Here is a 22,304-nt window from a genome sequence, read left to right on the forward strand (position 1 = left end):
GACAAACTAATGATAGAGCCCATCACTCTTCTACTCGCCTCACTGATTATTTTTTGTGGTGCATTGACCCAAAGCTTAATAGGCTTTGGTCTCGCCGTTGTTGCCAGCCCTTTACTTTATATTATCGACCCAAGCTTAATCCCTGCTCCAGTGATTATGATGGGGTTCTCTATTGCACTACTTACACTATTTCGAGAACGAGGTCAGTTGGAATTCAATGGCCTGCAATATGCGCTTTTAGGAAGGATCCCAGGCGGTATTATTGGTGCGACCTTAATTATTATCGCACCGCAGCCGATCTTAGGCTTGGCCATTGCCGGAATTGTTGCGCTAGCTGTAGGTTTAAGCTTGATGAAATTTAGTATACCGGTTAATCGATTTAGCTTATTTATTGCCGGCGTGTTGTCTGGGGTATTTGGTAATATCGCTGCTATTGGTGGACCACCATTAGCGATATTGCTATCAGGTAAAGACGCGGGGCAATTTAGAGCGGCTTTATCTGCCTTCTTTATTTTCAGCTCAATGATTGCATTGATAATTTTAGCATTTGCAGGCCTACTCACCCTTGAACATTTTTATATTTCACTAATGCTACTACCTTCAGTGATATTAGGTTATCTAGTAGCGGGTCGGTTGGTTGGAAGAGTCGATAAGCAGAAAACCAGATCACTCACTTTGGCCTTATGTGCTGTCAGTGCGCTTGTTTTAACGATTAAATCGATTATTGAACTAGCTTAAATCTGACTAGAAATGATAGGAGGTTTGCAACACGCCTCCTATTGCGTCACCGTCACCAAACATGCCGGTAAAGTCTAAAGAAAAAGACTCCCCAATCATAAAGCCAGAACCCAAAGAATAAATGTCCGCTGATGAGTCTTTCATATCATGACGATACCCCACACGCACTGACATCCAATCAAAAGCTCTCACCTCACCACCAAGTCGCCAATATTGCGCCCCATCAAGCTCTTTAAACTTTTGATTCTCAATCAAATCAATATCAGAGGAGACTGATAACATGCTCCAGTCATAAGCCACACCTGCTGTCACTAATGGCTCAACCTGATATGTAAAACTTTGCCTATCGACCTTTATAGAATCAACGCTTTGGCTTATAAGGTTACGCCCAGAAACAGCTAAGGTTAAGCCATCAAGTGGCTGTATGGCGATACCTATGTCGACATTGAAATGACTTTCATCATTGCGGTACTGCGCTTCATCAAAATCACTGTCTCCGAAGTGGTTGCCATTAGCAACATAACTATAAGTATCAATGCGTTGTAATTTGGGCGATATCCCCATCGAAATCGGCATATTCACTATAGAAAGAGGAAAGCTCAGCGCAACACCTAAATCTGACACTGTACCACCAATCATTTGTCCTTGAGGTTCAAGAGCATCAACTTCTGCAGCTATATTCACATCGAGATTATTCAAACTGCCCATTCTAGACATGGCAGCATTAGACTGAGCGGTGTCTGATTGGCCATTATCAGAGAAAGCACTATCCTCAACATCGATTGCGCTTAGCTCACTCTGAAAAAAAATAGCCATTGGCATGTTTTGATAAGGGAAAGCAACACTTAAGTCAGAGATAGCGCTAACATAGGCAGAGCTACCCTTTAGCGCTCTTGAATCACGAATACGTTGGTCATGATAGCGGCGATTGTTATTGCCCGTTATCGTAATAGCTAGAGCAAGTTCATTGTAAGCATCACTGAATGAATCAATTATCTCACTCATTCTATCGCGATCGACCATTTCTACGCCCAGAGCAGGAGCACGAACCGGCATAACAACGGCGTTGTCTTTGCGGATATTTAGCGCAAGCAAGGCTGGATTAACAAGTATGGCGCTATCGAGATAGGTGGCGGCAACAGATTCTCCGCTAATACCATTAATCCGAACCTCACTGTATTCTTGATCTGCTAGGACAGAAAAGCAGGGAAGCAAGACTAAAAATAACGCTATTTCAGATCGTTTCATCCATCTCACCCTTTTTATGTCCTTAACGCTTTAAGCTGCAATACGGCTCAAATCGAAAAAAGGTTAATTTTTGTTCTTAGAATATTCTAAGACAAAATTTTCTAGTGAGGAGGAAAATAAACAACTTAAAACGAACATTTTTAAAACAGAAGTTAGCGACATCTTGTTTCGCGGCGGACTAACCTAAATATCAGGTAAATCTACATAATTCATAAAGTTATCCATCGTAAACTCAATAAACCGTCTTAACCTAGCAGGTTGAAATTGGTCTTTGCTATAGAGTAGGTAGAGTGGAGTGTCGGATATGGTCCAATCATCGAACACATGCACTAACTCACCATTATTTAACTCGCTACTACAATAGATCTCAGGCAGTCGCACAATCCCATTACCTGCTATTGCGCTACTTTTCATCACCCTACCGTTTTTACACAAAAACGCGCCAGCAATGGTGACTTCTGTCTTTTCAGTTTTATCAGCACGGCGGTGGTAGTTCCAATGATAGATAGAGCCAGTTATACAAGCGTGGGATTTGAGCTCTTTCGGGTGTTCAGGTCTGCCCCGGCGGGCAATATAACTAGGTGAAGCTAGGGTGCAGTTCGCAATATCCATCAGCTTTCTGGCGACTAAGCTTGAATCCTCAAGCTCACCCATACGAAATACCAAATCAAACTCATCGAGCACTAAATCCACACGTTGACTACTAAAATCGAGGTGGATTTGAATATTAGGATGCAGACTCATAAAGTCATTCACCAATTGATTGACTATCTCCTCACCGATATAGCCGCCAACACAGTTGATATTGATCTTACCCTGAAGGTTATGAGCATCATCGACAGTCTTAGCTACCGCTTGCTCCATCACATCCAGCGCATGCTGGCAGCGTTCATAGAAAAATTGCCCCTGCTCAGTTAACCGCTGCGCCCTTGTAGTACGGGTAATCAAGGTTACGCCTAGATAGCGCTCAAGTTGAGTTAACTGCTTAGAAAGGTGTGAGCGTGAACATCCGAGCTTGTCAGCAGCCAAGGTAAAACTACCCTTTTCTGCAATCACGGTAAAAGCACGTACATCTGCTAAATTTAGGTCTTGGTACATAAGTAGAAACTCGTGTTATCTCAGAATACAGCTTGGCATTAGGAGTTATATGTAAACAATCATATTCTCTATGCATTATATATCAACAATAATCTGTTAGTTAGAATACTCACCAATTACTAAGACCCACATATTTGAGGCTGATATGAAACAATTAATCGTTATTACAGGTGCATCTTCTGGTATTGGCGCAGCCATGGCTCAAGCATTCAGCGCTAAAGGCCACCCTCTTCTTTTATTGGCGCGTCGTGTTGAACCGATGCAGGCACTAGCTTTAGAAAACAGCTTATCTATTAGCGTTGATGTAACCGATGCCGATGCGATGAAAGCAGCAATCGCAACAGCAGAAGCAAAATTCGGCCCAGTGGGCTGCTTAATTAACAACGCTGGCGTTATGCTTCTAGGCGCTGCAGACGTGCAAGATCCTGCAGAATGGAGCCGCATGCTTAACATCAACGTTATGGGTGTACTAAACGGCATTCATGCTGTTTTAGCTGATATGAAAACCCGTAAAACCGGCACTATCATCAACGTAAGCTCAGTTGCAGGCCGTAAGACATTCCCGAACCACGCAGCTTACTGTGCAACTAAGTTTGCAGTACACGCACTAACTGAAAACATCCGTGAAGAAGTCGCAATGGATGACGTACGCATGATAACAATTGCACCAGGTGCGGTTGAGACGGCATTGCTAAGCCATACCACCAGCGAAGAAATTAAAGACGGCTATAACGACTGGAAAGAGTTTATGGGCGGTGTAATGGACCCAACTGCAGTTGCAGATGCAGCGGTATTTGCCTTCGAGCAACCACAAAACGTATGTGTACGTGAAATCGTATTAGCACCTACGCGTCAACAGCCTTAACCTTATTACTGTAAAAACAAGCTCTACTTGAAATGACAAGTAGAGCTTTTTTATGTTTCATTTTTGGCTTTACTGTAAACCTTCATTTTATCTGCTCTCTGCTATGCTCAATAGACCATGAAAATTGGTTTAAAAATCATCTACAAATCCGTACACAAACCACAATTTTGCTGTTAGGTTTAAATAGTATCCAATCACCAAAAGTGCATCGATGCATTTGAGCTAACCGGCAAGTGACTTGTCTATAACTATGATTTGATTTATCCAAGGATGAGGTAAACAATGAGAGAAAACTTCAATCTAATAAAAGCTAACCGCGCTTGGACAGAGCTATTGCTGTCATCAACATTTATCAATCTCCTATCTCTCGCCTTGCCTTTCACCATGCTACAAATTTACGACCGTATCTTGCCTAATCAAGGCTATGGCACCGCCAGTGTGCTGGCATCGGCTGTTGCGGTGGCGATTTTACTGGAACTCATTTTACGTTATGCCCGCAGCTGGATGCTCGCCTCTTCAGCTGCTAACTTTGAACTACAGACCACCACCAAGGTCGTGTCAGCGTTAATGCAGTCTGATTATCATCACGTCGAAAAGTTGGGGACTGGTAAAGTCTATAACGGCCTTTCAGGCATTGCAGCCATGCGCGAGCTCTATTCTGGCCAAGCCTTAGTTGCCTTAATGGATTTTCCGTTCGTGCTTATATTTTTAGCCTTAGTTGCCTACATAGGTGGGCCTTTAGTGTTTATTCCTATCGCGGTTTGGGCGCTAATTGGTGTGATGGTATTTTTAATCGGCAAAAAACTAACGTTAGCAACGCAGGAGCTCGCGCTCTCTGAAGGCGAACGCTCACGCATGTTGATATTGGTATTATCAGGATTAACCACAGCTAAAGCCTTAGCCATGGAGTCACGCCTCGCATCAAGCTACAGCAAAATCAACTATCGGCGCTTGGCGGAGCAGCAGCAAGTAGACTGGTTGTCCTCTAAATTACAAGAGTTAATCCAAGGCGCCTCCCAAGGAACAACATTACTGATTGTACTCATTGGTTGCCTAGAGGTGCTCAATGGCACATTAACAACCGGTGGGTTAGCAGCTTGTTCAATATTAGCCGGACGCGCCATTGCTCCTTTAAGTGCCATCATAAGCCTACGTTCAAGACTCGCTAGTGCGAAAACTGCCATGTCACATGTGGATGATCTAACTAAGTTGCCGCAAGAGTCGTTTAAAGCAAATGTGCAATATCAACAAAAACTTCCTCTCGGCCCCATCACTTTTACAGATGTAGCGAGCCACCAAGTAGGTGCAACACTCCATAAGTTTAATCTTAAGATTAAACCCGGAAATTTAGTTTGTATCACCTCAGATCCACTCACTCATGCCAGCTTGTTACTCAGTGTAGTCGGTGCATTTCATCACCTAGAGCAGGGGGCTATCTATATTGCAGGAGTTGCGCAACATGAACATAGCGCAGACGAGTATCGCCAATCCGTTACCTACGTTGCTCCTTGGCCAACTTTGTTTGCGGGCAGTTTGTTAGAGAACATGACGCTATTTAGACCAGAAAAAGAGTCACTCGCAATGGAGATTGCAGAGCAACTGGGGCTAACAATGAGTATTGCCAAGTTACCCGCCGGTTACCAAACAGAGGTGGGTGTCAATGACAGCCAAATGCTCAATAAAGGTGCCATAAAGCTACTCGCTATCGTTCGCGCAATGGTGCAATCCCCTTCAATTTTATTACTTGATGAGCCGATGATCTCACTCGATGCAGACTCCCAATCGAGGTTACTAACGCTATTGACTCGATATAAAGGTCAAATGACCATTATTTGTGCATCTCACTTTGCCGCGCTCGCCGATATAAGTGATTTAAGAGTCAATATTAATCCAAAGGGCCAAGCTGAGCTTCTAACACCAACGACTGCAACTGCAGCAACAAAAGGATGAATACTATGAATGAGAGCACCCTGATTCATCCAGAAAGCCCGGCTCGATTCACAACAGAACAGTCTGCGAGTACTGAATTAAAAACCATTTTAATCGTCCTATTACAGCAACTTGGTCTATATGCTCAAGCCACAAATCTAATTAGTGATAAAGCGATTACGAGTATTGATACAGCTCAACTTGCAGGATTACTTAAGAAACACCATCTGAACTTTTCTGTCTATAAACTGCATCAAAGCGCACTATCTCAATCTATCCACCCTTTTATTGTGGTACCTGATTGTGAACCGGCCTTTTTGGCACGCAGACATGCCGAAGTAATTGAGCGGCTTGATAGTTCCAGTAATCAATGGCAACAAATAGCTTACGCTGAGCTGCCAAAATCGAGCCATATCTTTGTGATTGAGTCACTACCGAGTAGCAAACAAAATGCACGCGCTTTTGCAGCCCACATGAGCAAGAGAACCAAGTGGTACCGACCCGTGTTTTGGTTAAGTTTACTGTCGAGTATTACAGGCCTTGCCGTGCCACTATTCACTATGGCCGTTTACGATAAGGTTATCGGCGGCCAAGCCCCTAACGTATTACCAAGCATTGCCCTTGGCGCAGCGCTAGCGCTAGCGGTATTAATCTCGAGTCGACTAGCCCGAGCCAACCTGCTCGCTACCGTCAGTAATCGATTTGCCCGAGACTTATCAGATATAACCTTCAGGCGTTTACTTAGCATGCCATTAATGGTGCTATCACGAGTAGGTGTGTCTAATCATATTGCACGAATGCGCAATGCAGAAAAAGTGCGAACGTTATTGTCAGGTCCTGGTGGTGCTGGCTTAGTGGATATCCCCTTTACCCTTATTGCCTTTGTCACTATTGCGCTATTAAGTGGCTGGTTAGTCTTGGTGCCGATAGTGATGTTATTGCTGTTTTATTTTGTTATGAAGGCAGTCAATAAATATGCCCAGTCAGCCTCGCCAACAATCAGTAATGATTACCAAAACTCAATAAACGAGCTCGCTAAAAACTTACTCCAGCTAAAAACCAGTGGCGATACCGAGGGCTGGAATACTAAATTTGCCCGACAATGCAAAGAAAACTGTCGGCAAAACTTTTTATACGCCAAACGTAATGGCCTTAATGCGGCTGTGGCCCACGCGATGAGTCTATTAACCGCACTAGTGACGGTTTTCACAGGTATTTTCTTAGTATTAAATCAAAGTATTAGTCCGGGGGCCTTAATTGCGTGTGTGATGCTTATTTGGCGTATTACCGGCCCAGCACAATTAGCCTTTTCTTCCAGTCAAAAGATCACCATGATGGATTCGGCAATTAAGCAGTTTGATCGCTTTATGCAAGCTGGTACCGAGCATAGCGAATTACGCTTGGATACTCCCGCTACAGATCGCGCTCCGGCGATTAGCTTCCAGCATGTAACCTTGCGCTATAGCGCCGAAACAGAACCAGCTCTCACTGGCGTATCGGTGGATATTGCTCCTGGTGAAAATGTTGCCATTATCGGCCCTAATGCCTGTGGCAAAACATCTATGTTACTCGCGGCAATGGGCGTTGCAGAAGCGCAAGCTGGCTACATCACAGTCAATGAGAAAAACCTTAAACAGTACGACCCTGAACCCTTTAGGTTATGGGCAGCCTTTTGCCCTGCAGAACCCGATCTGTTTCCGGGAAGCCTAGCTGAAAACTTAAGGATAGCTAAACCCGATGCTAGCGATGAAGAACTGATTAACGCACTTACCGCAGCGGGAGGTCGCTCGCTATTTACAGCGCTCAATAATGACCTAGATATCGACCTATTTAATCGCGGCCATACATTATTATCAGCAGTAGAAGGCAGTTATATCAGCTTAGCTCGGGCTCTGTTAAAACAATCAACTCTTATCATCTTAGATGAGCCCATTGCCAACCGTAACCCTGCAGCTAAAGCGGCACTACTTAATACCTTTAACGAATTAAAGGGCCAAGCTACCGTGCTATTTACCAGTCACGATCAAGAGCTGATTCAACAAGCTGACAAGGTCGTGATCCTTGATAAAGGCGCTGTTGTTTACGCAGGTCCTATTCCCGACAAAAATCAATCTCAAGCTGCTGGCTCACAAGAGGAAAACTCACATGGATAATCGTCAACTGGCAAATAGAGTCTACCCAGCGCATGAGTTTACCGATGCGATTGAGGCGCCCACTGAGCGTAAATTTATTAAGCGAGTTATATTGTTAATTACCGGTTCAGTCCTCGTCATGCTGCTTTGGTCCATCTTTGCTCAGGTAGAGGAGATCTCAAAATCTAAGGGGCAAGTTGTGCCTTTAGGCCATAGGCAAGTCATACAAAGCCAAACCGGTGGCACTATCGCCTCGGTCATCGTAGAAGAAGGCGATGTTGTAAAAAAAGGCGATGTTCTCGCAAGTTTTGTCGCCATTGATAGCCAATCAGCAGAAGAGGAATTAGCCAGTAAACGAGCTAACTTACTCCTAAGAATTGAGCGTTACGATGCCTATATTGATGAGCGTGATGCCGACTTTAGTGAATTCCTCGAGGTATATCCGCAATTAGTTAAATTACATCGCTCATCGTTAAAGCGTATGAATGAAGAGCGCCTAGCTATGGCAAGCCTTTCTGAGTCTGACATAGCCAAATCACAAGCCGAACTGAATGGTTTAAAAGCAGAAATAGAACCGCTTAGCGACCAAATCAACACCGCGAAACAAACATTAAAAATGATGAATTCAGTAACAGAAGAGCAAGCAGTCTCTAAGTTACGTATTTTAGAATCGCAACAGAAACTCGACTCTTACATGCGTGAGTTAAAAAGCATGGAGAGTAAGCAGCAGGTACTCGCAAAAAATGTGGTTAACCTGGAGCGACAGCTCAACCAAAAACAGGCCACTTTAGTCAAAGAAGTCGGAGAAAAACGCACCGAAGCTCAAGCAGAACTGTTAGGAATTATTGCCAGATTAAAATCTTCAGGATCGCTGGTTTCACAAAATACCATCACTGCGCCAGTTGACGGCATTATCCAATCAATTCCATCAACTTCATCAGGCAGTGTTATTCAGCCAGGCGGCACGGTGGCAGTCATTGTGCCTATGACTAAAACCGGATTAATGGAAGCAAAACTATCACCTAGGGATATTGGCTTTGTAAGGGTTGGCCAACCAGTGCGCATCAAAATTGATGCTTTTGATTACAGCCGTTACGGCGCTTTAGATGGCGTAGTAAAACGTATTTCCCCTAGCACCGACGCCGATGAAAAAGGTGGTGTGTTTTATAAAGTGCAAATCGCAATCGATAAGCCTTACTTCTCTGATAAACCGGGACAATTTGACCTGATCCCAGGAATGACGGGTGAAGCCGATATAGTCACTGGCGATAAAACTGTTTTTCAGTATCTTTGGAAGCCTGTATTTACCAACGTAACAGAAGCTTTTGGTGAGCGATAAAGAGGACGTAAACAATGAGCCATGATGATAACAAGCATGATAGTAAACATAGTTCTGCCTCTGAATCGAACAGCAACTCTGCTAGTAATCTTAATAACAAAGATAGAGATAACAACCTTGAAAGCGAACAGAGTAAACGTGATAAAACATCAAAAAATAAAGCCAAGCAGCTCGATAAAGATGTAGCCCGTCTGCAAGCTAAAGAATTAAGAGATTCAGCAAAAACCACTAACATAGGCAATAAAGATTTGGTTGCCGATAAGTCATGGTCCAGTCAATCGACGGCCTCAACAGATGCGCTTGATGGTTCTAGTACCGCGAATGTCATAGATCCAGCGGAAAATCTTAAACAAGGCAATCAGGCGTTAACGGCTCTCGACAACAGTAGCACTGCAGCAGAAACAAGCAGTGTTACTGAGCCCGAAAATGCTGCAGAAACTCAAACCTCGCCTACAGAGCAAACCGCTGCCAATAAAGCTGCACGACCAACGGGCTCGAGCGAAACAACAGGCTTGGGTTCAGGGGCTAATTTCCACAATGAAAACGCCCAAGCGCCAGCACTCACAAACTTAGATCAAGCACTGACGCTTAGTGGCAATGAATATCAGCAACCGCATTTTACTGTTACCTTAAAACTGCATCATTCTCAGCCGACAACTAGCACGCCGTCACACACACCCGATATTTTACCAAATACCACGGCAACAACTGCGCCCTTACCTACAGGTACTGGTACTGGCACAGGTACTGGTACTGGCACAGGTACTGGCACAGGTACTGCCACAGGTACTGCCACAGGTACTGGCACTGGCACTGGCACTGGCACTGGCACTGGCACTGGCACTGGCACTAATGAAAAGCCATTAACTATCGATGGTCAACAACAAATTCAACAAGTTAAAGAGGATTCGTCTGTCGATACCGCTCAAGGAACATTAGTGGCTCATGGCGATAATAGCCAATCAATTACTTGGTCAAGCCATCAAACCCAAGGCCAATTTGGCGAACTCATTCTTGACGGAAAAACGGGGCAGTGGCACTACAGTCTCAACAATGCCTTAAACTCAACAAACTCGTTATCTGCAGGAGAGCAACAGACTGAACAGTTTGTTGTTACCGCGACAGATACTGAAGGCCACCAAGTTAACAGTGTTATTGCTGTTGCTATCGAAGGAAGTAATGATCTGCCCGCTATTTCAGGTATTCATCATGCGTCGTTAAATGAAATGGGCAGCATCGATAGCGCTTCTGGTCAGTTACTTGCTACCGATCCTGATCACAATGACACAGCAGCTTGGAGTGTAACCCAGAGCCAAGGCCAATTTGGCCAACTCGTTATCGACGCACAAACAGGCCAATGGAATTATCAACTTGATAATCAATCAGCTAATACCCAAGCACTAAATGAAGGTGATAAAGCCTCAGAGCAATTTATTGTCAAGGTTACCGACAGCTCAGGGCAAAGCGTGAGTCAGCTTGTCACTATCGATATTACAGGCAGTAACCAAACTGCACAGCTCCAAGGCGTTAACAGCTCAACTGTCACTGAGGACAAGAACTTAGATAATTTGGGTTCATTGCATGCTAGCGGGCAGCTAAGCATCACCGATCCTGATGCAGGCCAAGCCCAGTTCAATGCGGAGTCATTGCAAGGCCTGTTCGGCACGTTATCAATCAACAATCTTGGTCACTGGACTTATACTGCCAATAACTCGCAGGGCAGTATTCAAGGGCTAAAAACGGGTGAGTCACTCACTGATACAGTATTGGTGCACTCCGTCGATGGTACTGAGCAAAAGATTACCGTAACCATCAATGGCACTGATGATAAAGCAGTGATCGCAGGGACCTCGACGGCAAATATTACCGAAGATAAAGACGTTCATTCAGGGCAACTTCGTGTTGATGGCGCACTCAGCGTCACCGATTTAGACAATGGCCAAGCGCAGTTCAGTGCGGAATCATTGCAAGGCCAGTTCGGCACGCTATCAATCAACAATCTTGGTCACTGGACTTATACTGCCGATAACTCGCAGGCTAGTATTCAAGGGCTAAAAACGGGTGAGTCACTCACTGATACCCTACTGGTACACTCTATCGATGGTAGCGAACAGAAGATTAGTGTAACCATTAACGGCACTGACGATAAGGCTGTGATTTCTGGCACCAGTACTGCAACCCTCACCGAAGATAAAGATGTTCATTCAGGACAACTTCGTGTCGATGGCGCACTCAACGTCATCGATGCCGATAACGGCCAAGCGCAATTCACTGCGGAGTCACTGCAAGGTCAATTCGGCACGCTATCAATCAACAATCTTGGTCACTGGACTTATACTGCCGATAACTCACAGGCTAGTATTCAAGGCCTTAAAACGGGTGAGTCACTCACTGATACAGTATTGGTGCAATCCGTCGATGGTACTGAGCAAAAGATTACCGTAACCATCAATGGCACTGATGATAAAGCACATATCTCGTCCACAAGCAGTGCAGGCACATCAACCGCCTCTCTGACAGAAGATAAAGATGTTCATTCAGGGCAACTTCGTGTTGATGGCGCACTCAGCGTCACCGATTTAGACAATGGCCAAGCCCAGTTCAGTGCTGAGTCATTGCAAGGCCAGTTCGGCACGTTATCAATCAACAATCTTGGTCACTGGACTTATACAGCAGATAACTCGCAGGCCAGTATTCAAGGGCTAAAAACGGGTGAGTCACTCACTGACACCCTGCTGGTTCACTCAGTTGACGGTACCGAGCAGAAAATCACGGTGAACATTAACGGCAGTGACGACAAGGCTGTGATTTCTGGCACCAGTACTGCAACCCTCACCGAAGATAAAGATGTTCATTCAGGGCAACTTCGTGTCGATGGCGCACTCAGCGCCACTGATTTAGACAATGGCCAAGCGCAGTTCAGTGCGGAATCATTGCAAGGCCAGTTCGGCACGCTATCAATCAACAATCTTGGTCACTGGACTTATACTGCAGATAACTCACAGGCCATCATTCAAGGGCTAAAAACGAGTGAGTCACTCACTGATACAGTATTGGTGCACTCAGTCGATGGTACTGAGCAAAAGATTACCGTAACCATCAATGGCACTGATGACAAAGCACATATCTCGTCCACAAGCAGTGCAGGCACATCAACCGCCTCTCTGACAGAAGATAAAGGTGTTCATTCAGGACAACTTCGTGTCGATGGCGCACTCAACGTCATCGATGCCGATAACGGCCAAGCGCAATTCACAGCTGAGTCACTGCTAGGTCAATTCGGCACGCTATCAATCAACAATCTTGGTCACTGGACTTATACTGCAGATAACTCACAGGCCAACATTCAAGGCCTTAAAACGGGTGAGTCACTCACTGATACAGTATTGGTGCATTCTATTGATGGTACCGAGCAGAAGATTAGCGTTACTATCAATGGCACTGATGATAAAGCAGTGATCGCGGGGACCTCGACGACAAATCTAACCGAAGATAAAGACGTTCATAGCGGACAACTGCGAGTCGGTGGAGCGCTTACTGTTACCGATCTCGATAACGGTCAGGCGCAGTTCCAAGCGACAAGTTTACAAGGCCAGTTCGGTACTCTGTCTATCAACAATCTTGGTCACTGGATCTATACCGCAGATAATTCCCAAGCAGTTATTCAAGGCTTGAAAACCGGAGAGCAACTCACTGAAACCTTATTGGTTCACTCCGTTGATGGCACCGAGCAGAAGATTAGCGTTACTATCAATGGCACTGATGATAAAGCAGTGATCGCGGGGACCTCGACGGCAAATCTAACCGAAGATAAAGATGTTCATTCAGGGCAACTTCGTGTTGATGGCGCACTTAACCTCCTTGATACCGATAACGGCCAAGCTCAGTTCCAAGCCGAGTCACTGCAAGGACTATTTGGTACGCTATCAATCAACAATCTTGGCCACTGGACTTACACCGCCGAGAACTCACAGGCCAGTATTCAAGGGCTTAAAGCGGGTGAATCACTCACCGATACAGTATTGGTGCATTCCGTTGATGGCACCGAACAGAAGATTAATGTGACCATTAACGGCACTGACGATAAGGCGGTGATTAGCGACGCTCAAGCAAACCTTGACGCTAGAGGTGTCACCGAAGATCGTGGTTATATCGATACCCACTATAATCTGCACTATGACGGCAAGTTAAATATTCAAGATCCTGATAAAGGTGAAGGCTCGTTTGATCCCAATATCGGGTCGCAAACATACCAAGGCATAGGTTACGACACCAAGCTAGGTGGGCATATACTGCTAATGCGAGATGGCCACTACACTTACACCTTAGATAATCGCAATATTCAGAATCTCGCCGCAGGAGAGACCACTCACGATTCGGCGGTTATTCGCTCTGCCGATGGTACAACCCACACCATAGAGCTCACGGTACACGGAACCAATGATAAGCCAACGATTGCAGCACAATCGCATACAGTTGTTGAAGGCGGCACTCTATTACAGGGCCAGATGGTCGGCCAAGATATTGATACTGGTGCGCAACTTCATTACTCAGCCCCAAAAATCGATGGGCTTATATTTAACTCTGATGGAAGCTATAGCTTTGACCCTAGCCATGCAAGTTATCAATCACTGGCCTCAGGGGCGACAAAAACACTCACTATTCCAGTCACCGTGACAGATGAGCATAATGCCAGCGCGACTCAACCCCTGTCGTTCACCATAACAGGGGTAAACAACGCTGCAATAATAAGTGGCGTTGATACAGGTAATGTCGATGAAGGTCACGGCAGCTATGGTGATATGTCACCAGATTACGCACAACCTGGCATGGCGAAACTAGGGCAATCTGCATTAACTGCTGATGGTAAATTGGATATTGTTGACCCAGATACTGGTGAATCTCAATTTGACTCTAAAGGTGGTGCTTGGAATAACTCTTATCATGGTCAATATGGTCACTTACTATTAAACCCAGATGGTACTTGGCATTACCATGTCACCGTTGGGAGTGTTGATTGGGTTGGTAATCGTAAAACAACTATCGGTACTACCATTGATGAGTTAGGTGACAATCAAACCCTAACCGACACCATTACCGTATACTCTAAAGATGGTACTGCTCACGACATAGTCATTACCATTCATGGCGATAATGATAGACCTTATATCAGCTCTGAAGTAACACTTGCCACAAGCACAGAAGATACAACGCTGACTTTCAGCAAAGCCGATTTACTTGCCAATACTATCGACGTTGATGCTAATGACGCGGGCAAGCTTTCCATTGCAAATCTGTTAGTCGATCACGGCTCTGTTGTTGATAATAAGGACGGCACATACACCTTTACCCCAACCAAAGACTATAACGGCAAAGTTCATTTTAGCTATGACGTGACAGATGCTCATGGTGGTATTACGCATACTGGCGCTTCCACCACACTCACAGCCACACCTGACGGCGCCATCATTTCAGAAGTAACAACTGGGCATGTCATTGAAGATGGGCCACATAGCAGACACAATGCAGGCGTTACAACTGAACTCGCAAATGGGCAACTACAAGTTATTGATCCAGACAGCGGAGAGGATAAATTCCAATACAGCCAGTTTGGTGAATCCGCTATACACGATCCGTTCGGCGGCATGCTACGAATAGACAGTGCCGGCAATTGGGGTTATAGCGTTAATAATGCAGCTCTGCAGCATCTTGCCCAAGGACAAACGGAAACTGTTGTCTACCGTGTTCATAGCTATGATGGAACGGCATACGAGTTACACATTGACGTTGTAGGTAGCAACGATAGGCCAACAGTTACTCAAGTTGTGCTCAGTAACGGTACTGAAGACACGCATTACCAAATGCAAGCTAGTCAGTTTGGATTCACAGATATCGATACTGGCGACACGTTACATTCCATAGCAATCACAGACCTACCACCTTCATCACAAGGTAAGTTTGCCTTAGATGGCCACGATATTACCGCAGGCCAAAGTATTACCACTGCAGATATAAGTAAACTGCAGTTTGTTCCGGCCAAAGACTTTAATGGTAATGTGCAATTTAAATACACAGTAAATGATGGCCATGCCGATTCAGCCAAAGCGACTAATACTCTGCATATAACTCCTGTCAATGATGCAGCTACCATTGATGGACAGACAAAGTCCAGTGGCAGTGCTTCAATTACTGAAGATTCAGCCACCAGCAAAATATCGGGTCAATTAACCTTAATCGATCCCGATACTGGCGAAGACAAGTTCGCAGCCAATACTCAAATACTAGGCCAATACGGTCAACTCACATTAGATGATAACGGTAGTTGGCATTATGCACTCAATAACGCTGCCACAGCGGTCAATGCCTTAAATGCAGGGGAGCAACTCACCGACACAATAGTCGTAACCTCACCCGATGGCACAGCTAGCAAGACCATTGCGATTACCATCCATGGCCATACCGACACCCCGACTCTACAACTACAAGAAGCGGGCACAACCCAAGGATTAGATCTTTATGCTGGCATTCAAGGTAATCAAGTTAGCCAGCTACAATACTCTACTGACGGGATCAATTTTAGTAGTCAGGTCCCGGCAGGGTTTAGTTTGGCAGCCGATGGACATACGTTAGAGGTCGATCCGGCTCACTCTGCCTACGATCACTTAGCTAATGGTGTTCAACACAAGATCTGGATCAACTACCAACTACAAGAGGGCAGCGGCAGTAACTCTCACCAATCGAGCCAACAAGCACAAGTCGTTATCAACGGGACAAGTGACCAGCCTATTATTCATAGTTTCAAAGCAAATTCAGATCAATATAGTGGCCCAGTAACCGGGAACTTACTGCAAGGTGCAACCGATATAGACGATGGTGCACAACTCATTTTACAAGATCTGCAATTTCAAGATCCGACAACCCATCATTACGTCAGTGTACATTCTGGGCAGGACGTGTCGATTGCAGGTGTTGGCCAAATACACATTGCTACAAACGGTGACTATCGCTTCACTCCAGAAGCAGGCTTTAGTGGTGATGTACCTGGATTTATTTATCGTGTGGTAGATACACATGGTGACTATAAAGATGACAGTCAAAATACGCTAAATATCCATATAACCCCCAATCATCAACCCACAGTGCAAACCATTAGCGCCAGTACAGCGGAAGACACTGATTATAACTTTAGTGCTGCAAGTTTTGGTTACCAGGACAGCGACAATGATGCTTTAGCAGGGCTAACAATCACTCAACTACCCGATCCTACTAACGGTCATTTATTTGTTAATGGCCATGCTATAAGCCAAGGGCAAACCATTAATGCCAATAATATTGATCATCTGCTGTTTAGGCCTGCTGCTAATTTTAATGGTGACGCTCACTTTAGCTATGTCGCCAATGACGGCCATCAAGATTCAGCCGCCCATACCGCAGTACTCACCGTTAGCGCCGTTAATGATTTGCCTGTGTTAACCATTAACCAGACCAGTCACACCCAAGGAAACTTAGTCGCAACCGATGTTGATATCGGCGATACCCATACATTTTCAGCACCAATTCTGACTGGCAGCTTTGGCAATTTATCTGTTGACCCTGATAGCGGCGCTTATATCTATACCCAAAATAATTCTGTGGCGCATATGAGCTATAACCCAGCCACAGCAACCTATAGCGGTGTCGATGTTTTTGAGGTGAAGGTCAGTGATAATCACGGCGGCACAGCAAGTCAATTTATCAGCTTTAATGCTCAAGCAACTATCAGCAGCACGACTGGCACAATAGTGATAACAAGCAGTGTACCAACTCAACCTGTGGTAACTGACAGCTTGCCAAGCGGCCATATTGTTGCAACATCACCCACCAATCATGTGAGTATCGATCTCAGTACAACGAGTGACACAGGCCAAAGTCATAGCGATAATTTAACCTCAGACACCACACCTAACATTATTGGTCACACTGATATTCCCTTTTCTAGGGTCATAATTTACGACGGTAATAACCCTGTTGCTCATGCACTGTCTGATGCAAATGGTAATTACACTGCAACCTTATCAAGCTTAACTGATGGGCTTCATAACCTTTCAGCCAAAGCGCTAGCACCATCATCCATAATGCCAGCCGTATCCTCGGTACTCGATGTTGAGATTGATGCCCATGCCAGCGCAACTATCCAGCTTGATCCGATTACCGCCGACAATGTTATCAATGCACAAGAGAGCCATACTGCAGTGAATGTAACCGGACAAGTCGGTGGTGATGCCCAGCAAGGAGACGTAGTCACGTTAACCCTTAATCAACAGCAACACACAGGTACGGTTGATAGCCATGGTCAGTTTAGTATTGTTGTTACAGGCAGCGAATTAGCGTCGCAGTCATCAATATCAGCCAGTGTGACGAGTACTGATAATGCAGGCAACTCAACTCAAGCGAGCCAGACTCTGCAGTATGAAACCGATCTTCAAGTTGGCCAACCTAGCATCACCTTTGAAAATCCCGGCAGTGATAACTTATACAGTAAAGCAGAAATCGCCCATGGTAATGCTGGTACGATTACAGCCACAGTGCATGCTGCAACCGATGCCAAGGTAGGAGAACACCTAAACATTAATGGCATTGACCACATTCTCGACGCAAATAGCTTAGCCCACGGAATTCAACTCGAAGTCGCTCCAAGTAGCATAATCAAAGCCATCATGACTGATGAGCGCGGCAACGTGAACTCCGCCTTAAACATGGCAGCAGGCGCTAAACCTGAACCCATAGTTGTCACTGCACCACCTGGCAGTCACCATATTGGCGCCTCACTAGGCGTACCAACAATTATACCCGGCCAAACTCCGGTACCTATCGCTGAACAAGGCTGGAAAATTTTAGTCAACGGCCATTATCAAACCTCCTATACCAGTCAATGGGGCACCCTATCTATTAATCCAAAAACTGGCCAGCTAAGCTATCAAGAACATGGAAATACCCATACAGGACCTCATGGTAGTGCTCAGAATGTTGGCGTGCATGAAGACAGATTTGAAGTCGCCTTGCAGGGCTCACATCACGACGATGTGGTCATGCATGTTCAGGTCAGCATCTTGAGCCATGGTCCTGGTCACAGTGGCAAGCTCACTTTAGGCTCTGAAGTGCTTGATATGACGGTCACTCCCGTCATTGGTCATCAAGCACCTCCTCCTCCACCGGCCCCAGTCATGCATGATGAACCAATAGACTCTGCGCTAACAGTCAGTGTCGATGATTTGATTGTTGTAGATGATACAGCTTCATATCGAGAGGATACGCCTGATAGCTCCAGCCAGCTTGATCAAGAAAATACTCTGCAAGACAATGAGCTCAATACAACCCCACAAGCAGACAGCAGCGCATACACCGAGGCGCATAATGATACAGACCAACAGAGTCTTGACGAGTTACTGCCTATAGCCAGTAATCAAGCATGCGCGCCAATAGACCACTATCTCAATATGGTGGGCGTTGCTCACCAAGATATCGAGCCCTTTATTGACAAACCTGCAACCGAAGAGCTTGCGCTCGAAGTGCTAAACAGCAGTGATATCAATGTAGATATGTTAGATGTGACTCAGGCAGATGCTTTTGAAAACCCACTTCTCGATGACGAACATAAACACCAAACGCTCGACTTAACAACACTCGATGACAACATAGATAATACTCACCACGATCAGGTTAGTGATGATGACTTGTTGCATCAGGCACTAAACGATATGCATAACCAACTTTAAAAAAGCAGGGAAATGATAGCTAGATCATTGTAAAGTATAAAGTTTGCTCTATTTATACTTTACAATCTACTAGCAAAATAGATCTCGTAAAATTCAGTTATTACGAATATTAGACCAATTGACCACTTAAAATAAAAGCGGGAGCCAACTTGTCTCAACTCGGTTGGACTATTGCCGTCTTAACAGCATTTTGCTCCCAATTTTCGGCATTAATACTGGCATCATTCTTGCGATGGTTAAAGCGTTCTTTTCCCACGGCAAGCTATATGAGATGTAAGACCAATAAATTTGATAGTGTTAACCAGTATTCAGGAGAGTTTAGCGGCGCTTTTGCCGATCTAGGTACCTTTCTTCCCCTCGCGCTAGGCTTAATCGCCCTTAACCATTTCTCCCCACAAGGGATTTTTATGGGCTTTGGTCTATTCGCCCTATTTACCGCATTCTATTATCGTCGCCCTATTCCTGTGCAACCGATGAAGGTGATCACCGCTTTAGTGATTGCGCAAGGGTTAACCCCAGGCATGTTACAAGCCAGTGGCATGTTAATGGGGCTAATTTTACTTGTGCTGGCCTACAGCGGCGCCATTACTTGGATGGCCAAGCAGTTATCCCCCGCCATCAGCATCGGTATTCAATTAGCCATTGGTTTGCAGCTTATTTGGATGGGCGGTCAGATGATGAGTCAAACTTGGCTTGTGGGTCTTATTGCTTTCATTGCGTTATTTGCCAGTAAGTTCTTGCCGATGCGTTATTTAGCGATGCCATTAGTCATTGCGTTGGGTATAGTTTGGCAACTTAATAGCGGCACAGCACCTAGCTTTGATCTATCAGTATCAACCCCTTGGCAATTTATTTGGCCAAGCCTTGATGAATGGACCTCAGCGGCAGGCTTATTAGTGCTACCGCAACTCGCGCTAACACTAACCAATGCCGTTATTGCCACCTCAGCCATGGCAAAACAGAAGTTCCCAGAAGATGGTGATGCGGCCTTTGCCCCTAAGCGCTTTGCCACCAGCTCAGGCTGGGCTAATTTATTGCTAGCACCTTTTGGCGCTACCGCTATGTGTCATGGTGCAGGCGGCCTTGCGGTGCAACATCACTTTGGCGCGCGAACTTGGCTAGCGCCAACGATTTTCGGTAGCAGTTGCTTACTGATAGCTGCGTTCTGGGGGCAAGGTATCGCAGGCGTGCTATCACTTATTCCGCTGGCCGTTTTAGGTAGTTTACTGGCCATTGCGGGTACGCAATTAGCATGGTCACAGCGATTTATCGATGGTAAACCTTTCTGTATTTTTGTGATTTTATCAACGGCAGCGATTTGCTTACTGGTTAATACCGCTGCTGGTTTAGCAACAGGCATAGTGCTTGAAATGGGCCGACGCCAATGGCTAACTTACTCTGATCTTAAGTCATAACAGCTAGTTAAAATGATAATGGTGTAAGACTAGTACATACGTAATTTATTGACGTTTATACTAGTCTTACCTACTCACTTCCCGTCATACCTTTAACACCAAATTCGCCACTAACCCGGTGCAGCAATAGATTAAGCTTTAAATTTCTAAACTAATATTTATCGCCTGTTATCTACTGACGAATAAAACTAATCTAGATAGTTGGAGTAATCCGTGTATCCCGCAGCCCCACCACCAAAAAGTGGCCCTTTATCAAATTCAGCCAACGGTAGCTGTTGTTGCAATCGACTAGGCAAATCTGGATTCGCAATAAATGCGCGCCCAAAGGCAACTAAATCAGCATATCCATTAGCCATCACTTCTTCTGCCCGGATAACATCATAACGCCCAGCGACAATAATCGTACCGCTATAAGCTTTACGTAAGGCTATACGAAACGACTCGGGAATTTGCGGTGCATCGTCCCAATCAGCTTCTGAAAGGTGAATATAGCCGACACCGAGCTTTTCTAGCTCCTGAGATGCTAGTAAAATAGTTTCTACAATTTCAGGACAAGCCATATCTTTAAAAGTAACAAAAGGCGCTAAACGCACTCCGACTCTATCTGCGCCTATTTTGGCACTTACTGCCCGGACTATTTCGATTAAAAATCGCACTCTTTTAGCGGGAGCTCCCCCATAAGCATCAACTCTGTGGTTTGAATTTGTTCGTAAAAACTGATCGATTAAATAGCCATTTCCACCATGGATCTCAACCCCGTCAAAACCAGCATCTACTGAATTTTTTGCGGCATTAGCAAAATCATTAACAACTCTGTCGATATCTGCTTGAGTCATTTCCCTAGGTATAGAGCATTCAACCATTTGTCCGTCGGGATGCTGCTCATCCACCAACCAAACTCGCGTATCTGTAGGCTTAATCGCTGACGGTGCCATAGGTGCTTGCCCTTGTTGAAATACCGGATGTGATACTCGGCCTACATGCCAAAGCTGATTAAAGATTGTTCCACCAGCCTGATGCACTGCATCAGTCACTAATCGCCAGCCAGCCTGTTGCTCCGATGTATAAACACCAGGAGTAAAAGAGTAGCCTTGGCTATCGTCAGAAATCTGTGTTGCCTCAGTGATGATTAGTCCTGCTGACGCTCTTTGAGCGTAATATGTTGCCATCATAGCATTTGGGATATTACCCGGTTGCGTAGTTCGAGAACGGGTCATTGGTGCCATTACCATACGATTTTTTAGGTGTAAGGCGTGTTTTTGATACGGGGAAAAAAGGCTCATACTAACTCCTGTAGCTGACTAAAAATGGGAAAGGCGTATTGTTGGGATTGATCTATTGTTTGCAGCTCCAACACCCATCCCCCCATACGCAAGAAAACTTGCACAACATCGCTATCCGGGACTTGGTGAATTCTATATGGCAGCAACTTTTGCTGCAGTTTATCGGTTAACTCTTTCAAGTTCATATCAACACCAAAGGCGATGTGGCCTATGGCTTCCGCTTCGATATCGTTTTCTTCAATAACATGGATAAGCGCTTGCTCGCTCTGATAGAGCCAGTGCCCATTAAAAGGGAAATTAGGACGTTCGCCGACATTAAGCCCTAAAACATCAATGAATAATGACGTACATTGGTTACCTGCTGGTGCCAATATATTGAGATGATTAAACGTAATAGCCATCGCCTCTATTGCTCCAATTGAAAACATAAACCTAGCTTACGCCTATTAACAAGTTTTGATAATTAGGCTAATATTAAAATCATTTTCAAAAAATATTTGAT

11 protein-coding genes are annotated in these 22,304 nt (G+C 45.1%); 7 read left to right on the forward strand and 4 right to left on the reverse strand.

Going from position 1 to position 22,304, the window contains the following annotated elements; translation table 11 throughout:
- The first annotated feature begins 9 nt into the window (after positions 1–9).
- Positions 10–738: a sulfite exporter TauE/SafE family protein gene (locus AB4298_RS10835; protein ID WP_371986709.1), complete on the forward strand. Its 729-nt coding sequence runs from the start codon at positions 10–12 to the stop codon at positions 736–738.
- Positions 739–744: 6 nt separating this feature from the next.
- Here AB4298_RS10835 and traF read toward each other — a convergent pair whose 3' ends face one another.
- A complete protein-coding gene (gene traF / locus AB4298_RS10840) occupies positions 745–1,986 on the reverse strand; it encodes a conjugal transfer protein TraF (RefSeq protein WP_371986710.1) in 1,242 nt (413 codons plus the stop codon).
- A 183-nt stretch (positions 1,987–2,169) separates the two neighbouring features.
- A complete protein-coding gene (locus AB4298_RS10845) occupies positions 2,170–3,084 on the reverse strand; it encodes a LysR family transcriptional regulator (protein WP_371986712.1) in 915 nt (304 codons plus the stop codon).
- A gap of 145 nt (positions 3,085–3,229) precedes the next feature.
- On the opposite strand from AB4298_RS10845, the gene AB4298_RS10850 reads away from it, so the two are divergent.
- From AB4298_RS10850 to AB4298_RS10875, 6 genes are all read left to right on the forward strand, one after another.
- The gene (locus tag AB4298_RS10850) at positions 3,230–3,949 is read left to right on the forward strand and encodes an SDR family oxidoreductase (RefSeq protein WP_248998111.1); all 720 of its coding nucleotides are present in this window, start codon (positions 3,230–3,232) and stop codon (positions 3,947–3,949) included.
- Positions 3,950–4,231: 282 nt separating this feature from the next.
- Complete coding sequence (locus tag AB4298_RS10855) at positions 4,232–5,899, forward strand: ABC transporter transmembrane domain-containing protein (protein ID WP_371986713.1); 1,668 nt, start codon at positions 4,232–4,234, stop codon at positions 5,897–5,899.
- A gap of 5 nt (positions 5,900–5,904) precedes the next feature.
- Positions 5,905–8,031, forward strand: coding sequence for a peptidase domain-containing ABC transporter (locus AB4298_RS10860; protein WP_371986715.1), 2,127 nt, complete (start codon positions 5,905–5,907; stop codon positions 8,029–8,031).
- Entirely contained in the window at positions 8,024–9,349 is a 1,326-nt protein-coding gene (locus tag AB4298_RS10865; protein ID WP_371986716.1) for an HlyD family type I secretion periplasmic adaptor subunit, read from the forward strand. Before AB4298_RS10860 ends, AB4298_RS10865 begins: the two co-directional genes overlap by 8 nt.
- A 14-nt stretch (positions 9,350–9,363) precedes the next feature.
- Positions 9,364–19,104, forward strand: coding sequence for a VCBS domain-containing protein (locus AB4298_RS10870; protein WP_371986718.1), 9,741 nt, complete (start codon positions 9,364–9,366; stop codon positions 19,102–19,104).
- A gap of 266 nt (positions 19,105–19,370) precedes the next feature.
- Complete coding sequence (locus AB4298_RS10875; RefSeq protein WP_371986719.1) at positions 19,371–20,519, forward strand: putative sulfate/molybdate transporter; 1,149 nt, start codon at positions 19,371–19,373, stop codon at positions 20,517–20,519.
- Between the two features lie 188 nt (positions 20,520–20,707).
- Here the strand turns inward: AB4298_RS10875 and AB4298_RS10880 are convergent, their stop codons facing one another.
- Together AB4298_RS10880 and AB4298_RS10885 are read right to left on the reverse strand one after the other, a co-directional pair.
- The gene (locus tag AB4298_RS10880) at positions 20,708–21,802 is read right to left on the reverse strand and encodes an alkene reductase (protein WP_371986720.1); all 1,095 of its coding nucleotides are present in this window, start codon (positions 21,800–21,802) and stop codon (positions 20,708–20,710) included.
- Positions 21,799–22,230, reverse strand: coding sequence for a VOC family protein (locus AB4298_RS10885; protein ID WP_371986721.1), 432 nt, complete (start codon positions 22,228–22,230; stop codon positions 21,799–21,801). Before AB4298_RS10885 ends, AB4298_RS10880 begins: the two co-directional genes overlap by 4 nt.
- Positions 22,231–22,304 lie beyond the last annotated feature (74 nt).

The sequence above is a fragment of the Shewanella sp. 10N.261.52.F9 genome, from assembly GCF_041471165.1.
Taxonomy (GTDB): Bacteria; Pseudomonadota; Gammaproteobacteria; order Enterobacterales; family Shewanellaceae; genus Shewanella; species Shewanella marinintestina.

Excerpts from the sequence above, each read along its gene's own strand:
- AB4298_RS10835 (WP_371986709.1), top strand. The coding sequence starts at position 10 with ATGATAGAGCCCATCACTCTTCTACTCGCCTCACTGATTATTTTTTGT.
- traF (WP_371986710.1), bottom strand. The coding sequence starts at position 1,986 with ATGAAACGATCTGAAATAGCGTTATTTTTAGTCTTGCTTCCCTGCTTT.
- AB4298_RS10845 (WP_371986712.1), bottom strand. The coding sequence starts at position 3,084 with ATGTACCAAGACCTAAATTTAGCAGATGTACGTGCTTTTACCGTGATT.
- AB4298_RS10850 (WP_248998111.1), top strand. The coding sequence starts at position 3,230 with ATGAAACAATTAATCGTTATTACAGGTGCATCTTCTGGTATTGGCGCA.
- AB4298_RS10855 (WP_371986713.1), top strand. The coding sequence starts at position 4,232 with ATGAGAGAAAACTTCAATCTAATAAAAGCTAACCGCGCTTGGACAGAG.
- AB4298_RS10860 (WP_371986715.1), top strand. The coding sequence starts at position 5,905 with ATGAATGAGAGCACCCTGATTCATCCAGAAAGCCCGGCTCGATTCACA.
- AB4298_RS10865 (WP_371986716.1), top strand. The coding sequence starts at position 8,024 with ATGGATAATCGTCAACTGGCAAATAGAGTCTACCCAGCGCATGAGTTT.
- AB4298_RS10870 (WP_371986718.1), top strand. The coding sequence starts at position 9,364 with ATGAGCCATGATGATAACAAGCATGATAGTAAACATAGTTCTGCCTCT.
- AB4298_RS10875 (WP_371986719.1), top strand. The coding sequence starts at position 19,371 with ATGAGATGTAAGACCAATAAATTTGATAGTGTTAACCAGTATTCAGGA.
- AB4298_RS10880 (WP_371986720.1), bottom strand. The coding sequence starts at position 21,802 with ATGAGCCTTTTTTCCCCGTATCAAAAACACGCCTTACACCTAAAAAAT.
- AB4298_RS10885 (WP_371986721.1), bottom strand. The coding sequence starts at position 22,230 with ATGTTTTCAATTGGAGCAATAGAGGCGATGGCTATTACGTTTAATCAT.